Genomic DNA, 10,816 nt, shown 5'->3' with positions numbered 1-10,816 from the left:
GTGAAACGATGCATCGCCGATGGTAGTGTGGGGTTTCCCCATGTGAGAGTAGGTCATCGTCAAGATTAAATTCCGAAACCCCAATTGCGAAAGCAATTGGGGTTTTGTTTTGCCCGCAGGAAAGTATTTTTACTTAGGCAGCGAACAATTTTGCACAGTTATTTTCGAATCAGAACACTAGAATAACCCCCATCTTTTTCGGAGTCAGAGCCTTTATGTCAGATCCGGTTGACGCCCAAGGGCTGTCAGATTTACCGCTGGAAGACTTGGTGGCCTGTCATGAGTGCGACCTGCTGATGCGCAAGCCCAAGCTCGCCCATGGCGAGAAAGCACTCTGCCCGCGCTGCGGTTACGAGTTGTACGCCCATCGCCATAATGTGGTGCAGCGCAGCCTTGCCTTGGTGATCGCAGCATTATTGCTGTACATCCCGGCAAACTTTTTACCCATCATGCAACTCAATATCCTCGGACAATCTTCGCAGGATACGGTGTGGAGCGGCGTGCTCGGCTTGTTCAATACGGACATGCAGGGCGTTTCGATCGTTGTATTCCTGTGCAGTATGGCTATTCCGTTGCTGAAGTTGCTGTGCCAGTTATTCGTTTTGCTGACGATTCGATTCAACGTCGGACGCAGTTACGGCTTATTGCTCTACCGCATTTATCACCACCTCAAAGACTGGGGAATGCTCGAGGTCTACCTCATGGGCGTCCTCGTGGCGATCGTCAAACTGGCGGACATGGCGGCCATCACCGTCGGCCTCGGTCTGGCGTGTTTCATCGGTTTGTTGTTGGTTCAGGTCTGGCTGGAAGTGGTGATGTCACCGCATCAGATCTGGCAGGCGTTATCAGGAGAGGATGCCCATGCGGGCGATTGATGCGGGCATTCTGATCTGTACCGAATGCCATGAATTGAACAAACGGGATGCGGACACCGACGAGCAGACCTGCACCCGCTGCGGTGCGCTGGTTCACGCTCGCCGTCCTAACAGCCTGGTCCGAACCTGGGCCCTGCTGATCACGGCTGCGATTATCTACATCCCGGCCAATGTGTTGCCGATCATGACGGTCAGTTCGCTGGGGCAGGGCGATCCCAGCACCATCATGTCCGGCGTGATCCAGTTGGTGCAGCACGGCATGATCCCGATTGCCGCCGTGGTGTTCATCGCCAGTATTCTGGTGCCGACCTTCAAACTGGTCGGCATCGCACTGCTGCTGTTTTCGGTGCAGCGGCGTCAGCCGTTGTCCGCGCGGCAGCGGATCTGGATGTACCGCTTCATCGAGTTCATCGGTCGCTGGTCGATGCTCGACATCTTTGTGATCGCCATTCTGGTGGCGGTCGTCAACTTCGGCCGGCTTGCCAGTGTCGAAGCCAACCTTGGCGCCATCGCCTTCGCCAGTGTGGTGATTCTGACGATGCTTGCCGCAGTAACTTTCGATCCCCGACTGATTTGGGATAACACGGAGTCGGACGACGACCATGACTGATTTGCCTGTAGCGAAAACCCGACCGGCCTCCAACTGGTCTGCCATTTGGGTACTGCCTCTGATTGCCCTGATCATCGGTGGCTGGCTCGGCTGGCGTGCCTATAACGAAACCGGTATCGAGATTCAGGTGCGTTTCGAAAGCGGTGAAGGCATCCAGGCCAACAAGACCGAAGTGGTCTACAAGGGCATGCCGGTGGGTAAGGTGAAGACGCTCAAACTTGATGACGAGGGCAATTCCAAAGGGGTGATTGCCACCGTTGAGATGAACAAGGACGTCGAGCAATACCTCAAGACCAGCACGCGCTTCTGGCTGGTGAAACCGAGCGTGACCCTGGCCGGCATCACCGGTCTGGAAACCCTGGTTTCAGGTAACTACGTGGCCATCAGTCCCGGTGAAGGCGAGCCGACCCGCAAGTTCAAGGCGCTGGCCGAAGAGCCGCCGCTATCGGACTCCAAGCCCGGCCTGCACCTGACGATCAAGGCCGATCGCCTCGGTTCGCTGAACCGCGGCAGTCCGGTGTTCTACAAGCAGATCAAAGTCGGTCAGATCAAAAGCTACGTGCTGTCTGAAGACCAGAGCACCGTTGAGCTCAAAGTGTTCATCGAGCCGACCTACGCCAAACTGGTGCGCAAACACACACGTTTCTGGAATGCCAGCGGCATCAGCATCGACGCCAACCTGTCCGGGGTGAAGGTACGCAGCGAATCTCTGGCGAGCATCGTCGCCGGGGGTATCGCCTTCGCCACACCAGAGAATCGCAAGGACAGTCCGCCCACCGATCCAAGCCTGCCGTTCCGTCTCTATGAGGACTTCGACGCCGCCGCTGCCGGTATTCGGGTCAAGGTCAAACTCAGTGACTTCGAAGGCTTGCAGGCCGGCCGTACGCCGGTGATGTACAAGGGCATTCAGGTCGGCAACATGAAAGCGTTGAAAATCGATCCGGATCTGAACAGCGCCACCGCCGAGCTGACGCTCGATCCTCTGGCCGAAGACTATCTGGTCGAAGGCACGCAGTTCTGGGTGGTCAAACCGTCGATTTCCCTGGCCGGTATCACCGGACTCGAAGCGTTGGTGAAAGGTAACTACATTGCCGTGCGTCCGGGCGACAAAGGTGCCGCGCCGAAACGCGAATTCGAGGCGCGGCCAAAAGCGCCGCCGCTGGATCTGCGTTCGCCGGGTCTGCACCTGGTGCTGTTCACCGATGTTCTCGGTTCGATCGAAGTCGGCAGTCCGATTCTGTACAAACAGGTCAAGGTCGGTTCGGTACAGAGCTATCAGTTCTCCAAGACCAAAAAGCAAATCGTCATCGGCGTGCATATCGAGAAGGAGTACGAAAACCTGGTCAACGCGTCGACACGCTTCTGGAATGTCAGCGGCATCACCCTCACCGGTGGTCTGACAGGTGGTATTCAAGTGAAGAGCGAGTCTTTGCAGACATTGATGGCCGGCGGTATTGCTTTCGAAACACCGCAAGCCAAGGCGCCGCTGCAAAAGCGTATTCCACGCTTCCGTCTGTTCGCCAACCATGATGAAGCCAACCAGAAAGGCACGCTGGTGACGATCAAGGTCGACCGCGCCGATGGTTTGCGTCCGGGCACACCGATTCGTTTCAAAGGCCTGGATGTCGGCAAGATTGAAGACGTCGATCTGACCGACGATTTGCAAGCCGTGATGATTACCGCGCGGATCACCGAAGTACCGGAGCGCATTGCGCGGGTCGGCAGTCAGTTCTGGGTGGTCAAGCCGGAGTTGGGGCTGATCAAGACCCAGAATCTGGAAACCCTGGTCACCGGGCAATATGTGGAAGTGCAGCCGGCGGCGAAAAATCTCGGCCCGCAGAAGAACTTCGTTGCGCTGGCCAGTCCGCCGGAAGTGAGCAAGCAGGAGGCTGGCTTGAGTCTGGTGTTGAGCGCCGCGCGCCGTGGCTCGCTGAAACCGGGCGTACCCGTGACCTACCGCGAAATCACCGTGGGCAAGGTCACCGGTTATGAACTGGGCCAGACTGCTGATCGCGTGTTGGTGCATATTTTGATCGAGCCGAAATACGCGCCGTTGGTGCGCAGCGGCAGCCGATTCTGGAACACCAGTGGTGTCGGTTTCGACATCGGTCTGTTCAATGGTTTGACGGTGCGCACGGAGTCGCTGGAGACAGCGATTCAGGGTGGTATCGCCTTCGCTACGCCGGACGGTGAGCGCATGGGCACCCCGGCACGGGCTGAGCAGACGTTCCCGTTGTTCGACAAGTTCGAGGATGAGTGGCTGACCTGGGCGCCGAAAATTTCGCTCGGTAAGTAATCCGGAATTGATGTGGCGTCTGGGAGGACGCCTTCGCGAGCAGGCTCGCTCCCACAGTGGATGGGTGGTGTACACAAAAATCAAGTTCGACGCTAATTCCTGTGGGAGCGAGCCTGCTCGCGAAGAGGCCTCAAAGCTCAGCACAAATCCCCAGCCATAAAAAAGGGCCGCGATCCCAACAGATCGCGGCCCTTTTTGGTTTTCAGCTAAAGTCGATCAAACCTCATCCAGCTCCGGCTCATCGGCTTGCACATTGACGGTGGCCTTCACCACATCATGCCGGCGGATGTACTTCCAGTCCGCCTCGTCGATGTAGATCCCCGCCGGGCCGCTGCCGCCTTCCAGGTCGATGGCGACACTGGCGCAGACCTGCGGCTTCACGCTCGCCAGAATCGGCACGAAGCCCAGTTGCAGGCTGGTTTCCAGCAGCGCGGCCTGGTTCTTCTCGTCGATGTCCGCCGCCTCGTCGAGGTAGTACGGCAGGCGCACGCGACCGGCCAGATCGCGATCCATCAGGTGCAGCAACAAGTACATGTTGGTCAGCGCCTTGATGGTCATGGTGGTGCCGTTGGACGCCGCGCCGTCGATGTCGGTGTGAATCACCGGTTGACCGTTGACCTTGGTGATCTCGAACGCCAGTTCGAACAAGTCCTTGAGACCGAGCTGGTTGTGGTTCGCCGCCACCAGCCGCGCCAGGTACTCCTTGGCCTCTTCGTTCTTGTTGTCCTGTTCCGCGCTTTGGCTCAGATCGAACACCGACAGGGTTTCGCCTTCTTCGTACTGACCGGCGCTGTGGATGATCTGATCGATGTGCTTGAGCGCTTCCTTGTTCGGCGCCAGGACGATGCGGAAGCTCTGCAGGTTGGACACCTGACGCTTGTTGATCTCGCGGTTGAACAGCGCCAGTTGGTGTTCGAGGCTGTCGTAGTCGCTGCGGATGTTGCGCAGGGTCCGGGCGATGTCGGTGACCGCCGCACGCCGGGCCTTGCCCAGCGTCAGGGCTTCGTCGGTACGGTGCGCGTAAGCGTTGATCAGCAGCGACAGACGGCGCTCCATGTCGTCTTCGCTGTCGAACTTGGCCACGCCTTTGAGGCGCACCTGCGCGTACAACGCTTCGATCTGACCGTCGGCGCGCAGCAAGCCTTGCCAGCTGTCCTGATAGTCGTTGAGCAGCGGCAGCAGGTTGTCCATCGAATCGTCGACCGGATCCATAAACGGCGTGCCGAACGGCAGATCCGCCGGCAGCAACTGACGGCGGCGCAGGGCGTCGTCGAGAGTGCGCTGCTTGGCTTCCATGTCGGCGATCTGCCGACCGACCAGTTGCAGCTTGGCTGACAGTTGCTGGACGCGCTCGGTGAACGCATCGCTGGAACGCTTGAGTTCGTCCTGCGCCGCTTCCATCTGCGCCAGTTGCTCAAGCTTGTCGCCTTCTTCGGCGCTCAGCGTTTGAGTGCGACGGAAATCTTCCAGGGCTTTCTGCGCATCCAGCACTTGCTGGTACAGCGCTTCGGTCTGGGTCTTGCTCGCGGCGCGGTCGGCGGCCACGGCTTGCTGAGTCTTGAGCTGCTTGAGCTCTTTTTCCAGACGCTCTTTCTGGTCACGCAGCGCGGCGCGGTCGGCCAGCGCTTGCAGAGCCGGCGGCTCGATGTGCGAGATGTCGATCGACAGCCCCGGCACTTCGAAACGCTCGCCCTTGAAGCCATCGAGGATCAGCTCGACCGATTTGACCCACTCGCCATCGTCGTCGAGGGTGATGCCGTGCTCGCCCAGCGGCAGGCTGAACAGCGCGCTGTTGAACAGGCGCATCAGGCGTTCGACGTCCTGCTGCGAGAATTCTTCGCGCAGGCGTGCATAGCTGTTGTTGTCGGCATGATCGAGTTGCTGCTTCACCGACTTCAGGCGTTTTTCCAGATCGCGCAGACGTTCTTCCAGATCCTCGGCGCTGAACTGCCGGGACTGTGCCAGCGCACCAGCCAGTTCGTCGTGCGCGTCCTTGGCGGCGAGCAGTTGTTGCTCCAGCACCTTGACGTCATCGACCAGCGCGAAGCGGTTTTTCAGCACCGACAACTCACCGAGCCAACGCTGGATGCCGGAAATTTCCCGCTCCAGACGCATCAGCTCTTGCGTGCCGCCGCGCTGATCGTTTTGCAGATCGTCCTGCTCGCGACGGTAGTGTTCGGCCTGGATCGTCAGCTCTTCCTTGCGCGCCCTGGCGTAGTCCGACCAGGTGCCAAGCAACGAGTCGAGCAGCGGCGACAGGCGATGCAGTTTGCCACGCAGCACATCGCGCTGTTTCACGCCGTTGGCCAGAGCTTCGACCAATGGGCCGGCAGCGACCAGCGAGTTGTAGTCCTGCTCCATCCGGCGCACATCGCGGAAGGCTTCTTCGCACGCGGCGATGTAGTCGACGCTGCCGGAACGCAGGCTGTGCTCGAAGGCATCGAGGAACAACTGCTTGAGCTTGGCCGCAGTGATTTCACGCATGTGCAGCAGGTTGATGAACAGCGCGCGGAAGGTCTTCAGGCTCTGCTCGCTGGTGGAGCGCAGCGGAATCAGGGTCAGATCCAGCGGGATCGAGGTGTGCCCGCCCACCAGCAAACGACGCAGTTCGTCCGGCTTGAGTTCGTAGGCTTTCAGGCCTTCTTTCTCAAGGTTGCTGAACAGTTCTTTTTGACGCAGGCAAGTGTCGTTCTTCTGGTAATGCGCCAGGTCGAGCTTGCCAGCGTAGGCGAAGAACTGGTGACCGAAACCACCGCCCGGGCCACGGCCGACCACGCCGATCACGTGCGGGCCGTGCGGTAGATTGACTTCGACGAGGATGTAACTGGTGTCGGAGGCGAAGTAGAAACGCCGCGATTGCTCCAGGCTGTACTTGCCGAAACTCATGTCCGACATGCGCGCCAGAATCGGGAACTGCAAGGCGTTGATCGACGCCGATTTCCCGAGGTTGTTCGCGCCGTAGACCGACAACGGTTCTTCCAGCGGGAACAGGCCGAGGCTGTAACCGGCGGTGTTCAAAAGGGCAAAGCGGCGGATGCCGTAGCGTTCCTGGCTCATGCGTCGGACTCCTGTTCTTCGGCAATGGCCCGGGCCAGTGCGTCTTCTTCGCTCTCTTCTTCAAATTCGCTCAAATCGAGCGGATCGTCGGTCTCGAGGAATTTGGCTTCGGCCTCTTCGTCGATCAGCACCGGTGCTGGCAGCGGCAGCACGCTGTGTACGCTGGCCGCCAGATCGCGGTCCTGCTGCACCGACAGGCACACATCGAGGAAACGATGCATCGGCGGCAGGAAACGGTACACGCCGTTTTCTTCACCGGCGAAACCGAGCTGAGTCATGCGGCGCATGATTTTTTCTTCGAGTTCTTCGACGGTTTGCACTTCGGCCTGGATGAACAGGTCGCGGTATTTATCCAGCAACGACGGCAGCTCTTCACGGCCGAGGCTGCCACCGTCGAGCACGGCGATCGGATCGCGGCCCTGATCGGCCAGATGCTCGACGAGAATGAAGGTGAACAGCGCCAGGCGCTGAGCGGTCTTGTTCACCGCCGCAGCGGCCATGTCCGGCACGAAGTAATAGAACCCACGGGTGTCGCAGACCAGTTCGAACCCCAGCGCCTTGAACAGCGTGCGGTATTGATCCTGGAAGTTCGACAGTTGCGCGTACAGTTCCGGGTCGCGGCGGCTGACGTGATAGCCCTTGAACAGCTCGCGGAAGATCGGCGCCAGTTGGGACAGTTCGGATAGATCAAGATGCATTGGGGATGCTCGCAGAATCCTCGGCGGCGGAGTCGCGGGCCGAGAGCAGGGCGAAGGAGCGCAGGCTGACCTGGTGCTCGTGAGTGTGGTATTCGCGGCGTTCCAGACGCTCGCGGGTGAAGCGTTTTTCCCGCGACAGACGCGAGAACCAGTACAGCAATTCGTCGGTGGCGCCGTCCGGTTCCTGCTCCAGCAACCAGGTCATCAGATCCGGCATCGGCAGGGACTCTTCGCAACGCTCGACCATCTCGCGCACGGTGCGCGGTGCACGCGGGGCATCGCCGGATTTCTGGGTCTTGTGCGCTTTGGGGAAACGCGCCGGTTTCGGCTCGAAACGCGCCAGGGCGTAGACGTAGGCCTCGACCTGACTGGCGCTGCCGAGGAAGGTGCTTTGCGGCCGGGTGAACAGCGGCATCGCCGCTTGCGGCACGGCGTCGATGCCTTTGCGGCGAATCGCCGCCAGCGCCAGCGCGGCACCACGGGTCACGGCGTTGTGCCGGCGCGCTTCTTCACGCAGCGGCAGCAGCAGTTCGCGGGCGTGGCGCAGGGTCAGCTGGGCACTGGTCTGCATTTCGAGGATGCGCGCGTGGGTGCGCAGCAGCATGTCGTCATCGACCAGATGGCCGAGGCGCTGCTGTTCGCTGAGCATCTTCAGCAGCACGGTTTCGACCTTGCGCACGCCTTGTTCGAAGGCGCCGTCGGCGTTCACCAGATCGATCATCGGCTCGACGTATTCGTCCCAGGTCGCCAGGACTTCGGCGTAACGCTGACGCAGCGGAATCTGCCGGTCGCTGGTCTTGGCCCGTTCGGCCACGGCGACCAGTGCCTGCTCGTCGTTGTCGAGTTTCTTCAGCACGTCGCGCACGCGCATGTCGAGCAAACGCAACTGACGGGCGAGGTCGTTGCCGTCGCGCACATCGAACGCGTCCTGAATGTAGCCGGCCAGCCGTTCGAGGTGGCGCAGATAGGCTTCGATTTCCAGGCACAGGCCCAGACGGTGCTCACGGCGCAGGTAGGCGAGGAAGTCGTGGATCTGCGCGTTGAGCTCGAAACGGTTCGGGCTTTTCGCCACGGGCACCAGAATGTCCAGGCGAATCCACACGTCGAGCAGGCTGGTGATGTACTGCGGCGTGCTGTCCAGTTGTTGGGCGGCCAGTTGCGTGCGCAGTTCGTTGAGGCTCAGGGTGCCCTGGTCGAAGTGCTCGCACAGTGGCTCCAGAAGTGCCCAGTGTTCAGCGAGGGCGCGCAAGACGCGCTTGGGTTCGATCATCGGAATGGCCGGCTGGTTGGCGATTAAAAGCCGCGATTGTACTGCATCACGAGGGATGCGATTCACTCTCGGGACGGGCTGTTGCATTTTCTCAGGGAGCGAGCCCAGGTAAAGGCTATCGATCAACAGCAAGCGATCTTGAACGAAGGGCTGTAGAATCAGCCCACTTCAGTTATCCACAAGTGGCCGACCCTTTGCTTATCGAGTCCCGCCGCCGCGCCTATTTGAACGCCATGCAGGTGGTCAACTGGCTGCCGCGCACCGAATTGCCTTTCGCCGCCCCGTCGCGGCCCGAGCTGCTGGACATGCCCGAGCCTGAGCCAGAGGTCGCGGTGATGCCGGTTGTGCAGGCCGAAGCTCCGGCGCAGCCTGCCGTCCGTCCGGTCGAACGGCCGAAGATCGAAGTGCCACGCCCGTCGCTCGCCAGTACCCGCAATGGCGCCAAACCGGTGGAAGAGGTCGAGGAGGCGCCAGTTGTCGCCAGACCCGCGCCCGTGCCGCCACCGCGTTTTGCCCTGCAGTTGCTGCGCGCCGGGGCTTGCCTGCTGCTGGTCGAGTTACCCACAGGCGAAGCGTTCCAGAGCCGCGATCCGGCCTACCTGCTGCTTAAAGACATGTTGCGCGCCGCCGGTCTGCCGGATGCGCCACAAATCGTCGGCGAGCCGGTGCGCTGGCCGTGGCTGAACCGCGGCACCATGGATCAGGGCCCGGAAGCGGCGCGCGACTTTGTTCAGGGTTTCCTCTCGGTACAGATGGAAGCGGCACCCTGCGCCTGCCTGTGGCTGATCGGCCTTCCGGCAATACGCTTTGCCGGTGAAGCGGACGCCGAAGCGTTCAATAGTGAATTGCAGATCGAAGGCCTGGGCCTGGCATGGGCCATCCCCGGTCTGGAATTGTTAATGGAAGAGCCACAGCGCAAAGCCGCTGTGTGGCAAGCCATGCGTCGGCTGATGGCGCGCTGGAAACCATCGAATGAGTGAAGCTGTATCGTTCCGCCCGATGACCGAGGCGGACCTGGACGCGGTATTGAAGATCGAATACGCGGCGTACAGCCATCCCTGGACCCGCGGGATTTTTCTCGACGGGCTGGGCAAGTACCAGATCTGGCTGATGTTCGAAGGCCAGCAGCAGGTCGGCCACGGGGTGGTGCAGATCATTCTCGACGAGGCGCATCTGCTGAATATCACGGTCAAACCGGAGAATCAGGGACGGGGGCTGGGGCTGACGCTGCTCGAGCATCTGATGTCGCGGGCATATGCGGCCTCTGCCCGGGAATGCTTCCTGGAAGTGCGCGACAGCAATACCGCAGCGTTCAAGTTGTATGAGCGCTATGGTTTCAATGAGATTGGCCGGCGTCGCGATTATTATCCGGCGGTGGGCGGGCGCGAAGACGCCGTAGTGATGGCCTGCACCCTGGTCGACTGATCTTGTTTAAAAGCTTCGCGAGCAAGCCCGCTCCCACATTGGTTTTGAGCCGAGTCTCAATTCCCTGTGGGAGCGGGCTTGCTCGCGAAGGCGTCCTTACAGGCAATACAGATCAGCGATTGCCATCCAGCGGATCTCGCCGCGCCAGCTCCGCCTCATCCAGACCATTGCCGCCGCCGATGTCATCCTCATCGACAATGCTCAGATCCCAATCGGCCTGATTGCCCTCGCCAGCCTCTTCGGCATCGCGTGCGCCATCCTCGTGAATCAGTGTTTCCGGGCTCAAGTCATCGTCGGTCGGTTCATGATCAGCCGTCGATGCACCGGTAAGCCCGGCCTCGCGCACCCGTTCAGCGGGCATCAGTTGCTCGCGTTCACGTTCCGGAATCTCGTCACCGATTTTCGCGCTGGGTTCGTCTTCATCGAAATCCAGCTCATGCACCGAGCCCATGCGGTCTTCGTTGTCATCGATGGGTTCCGGTTGCACCGCATCGAACGGACGTCGTGAATCAGTCATGGCAAATCCTCATACTGTGGGCCTTACTGAGTGGACTCACCGGGCACCCGAGAATTCCAAAGAAAAAC

General features: G+C 60.3%; 9 protein-coding genes. 5 read left to right on the top strand and 4 right to left on the bottom strand.

Annotated elements, in window-relative coordinates; translation table 11 throughout:
• Nucleotides 1-215: 215 nt before the first annotated feature.
• The 3 genes from HDC30_RS27270 to HDC30_RS27260 are packed head-to-tail and all read left to right on the top strand — an operon-like array spanning nucleotide 216 to nucleotide 3,781.
• Nucleotides 216-875, top strand: a complete 660-nt coding sequence (locus tag HDC30_RS27270; protein ID WP_027612261.1) for a paraquat-inducible protein A — start codon at nucleotides 216-218, stop codon at nucleotides 873-875.
• Nucleotides 862-1,485 carry a paraquat-inducible protein A gene (locus HDC30_RS27265; RefSeq protein ID WP_183785937.1) on the top strand — a complete coding sequence of 208 codons (624 nt, stop codon included), beginning with the start codon at nucleotides 862-864 and terminating at the stop codon, nucleotides 1,483-1,485. Before HDC30_RS27270 ends, HDC30_RS27265 begins: the two co-directional genes overlap by 14 nt.
• The gene (locus tag HDC30_RS27260; RefSeq protein WP_027612259.1) at nucleotides 1,478-3,781 is read left to right on the top strand and encodes a PqiB family protein; all 2,304 of its coding nucleotides are present in this window, start codon (nucleotides 1,478-1,480) and stop codon (nucleotides 3,779-3,781) included. The genes HDC30_RS27265 and HDC30_RS27260 overlap by 8 nt, the downstream gene beginning before the upstream one ends.
• A gap of 216 nt (nucleotides 3,782-3,997) precedes the next feature.
• On the opposite strand, the gene mksF is transcribed toward HDC30_RS27260, so the two are convergent.
• The 3 genes from mksF to mksB are packed head-to-tail and all read right to left on the bottom strand — an operon-like array spanning nucleotide 3,998 to nucleotide 8,806.
• Nucleotides 3,998-6,838 (bottom strand): Mks condensin complex protein MksF, encoded by a 2,841-nt coding sequence (gene mksF / locus HDC30_RS27255; RefSeq protein WP_183785935.1) that lies wholly within the window; start codon nucleotides 6,836-6,838, stop codon nucleotides 3,998-4,000.
• A complete protein-coding gene (gene mksE, locus HDC30_RS27250; RefSeq protein WP_016773189.1) occupies nucleotides 6,835-7,536 on the bottom strand; it encodes an Mks condensin complex protein MksE in 702 nt (233 codons plus the stop codon). The genes mksF and mksE overlap by 4 nt, the downstream gene beginning before the upstream one ends.
• Nucleotides 7,526-8,806: an Mks condensin complex protein MksB gene (mksB, locus tag HDC30_RS27245; RefSeq protein ID WP_183785933.1), complete on the bottom strand. Its 1,281-nt coding sequence runs from the start codon at nucleotides 8,804-8,806 to the stop codon at nucleotides 7,526-7,528. The genes mksE and mksB overlap by 11 nt, the downstream gene beginning before the upstream one ends.
• A 233-nt stretch (nucleotides 8,807-9,039) precedes the next feature.
• Between mksB and HDC30_RS27240 the strand changes: the two genes are divergently transcribed.
• Entirely contained in the window at nucleotides 9,040-9,786 is a 747-nt protein-coding gene (locus HDC30_RS27240; protein ID WP_183785941.1) for an energy transducer TonB, read from the top strand.
• Nucleotides 9,779-10,231, top strand: a complete 453-nt coding sequence (rimI, locus tag HDC30_RS27235) for a ribosomal protein S18-alanine N-acetyltransferase (RefSeq protein ID WP_027612255.1) — start codon at nucleotides 9,779-9,781, stop codon at nucleotides 10,229-10,231. Before HDC30_RS27240 ends, rimI begins: the two co-directional genes overlap by 8 nt.
• A gap of 112 nt (nucleotides 10,232-10,343) precedes the next feature.
• Here rimI and HDC30_RS27230 read toward each other — a convergent pair whose 3' ends face one another.
• Entirely contained in the window at nucleotides 10,344-10,748 is a 405-nt protein-coding gene (locus HDC30_RS27230) for a hypothetical protein (protein WP_027612254.1), read from the bottom strand.
• Between the last annotated feature and the right edge of the window lie 68 nt (nucleotides 10,749-10,816).

The sequence above is a fragment of the Pseudomonas sp. JAI115 genome, from assembly GCF_014200835.1.
GTDB classification, from domain to species: domain Bacteria; phylum Pseudomonadota; class Gammaproteobacteria; order Pseudomonadales; family Pseudomonadaceae; genus Aquipseudomonas; species Aquipseudomonas putida_A.
The sequence above is the reverse complement of the archived record's forward strand: the minus strand, read 5'-3'. Positions and strand labels throughout refer to the sequence as shown.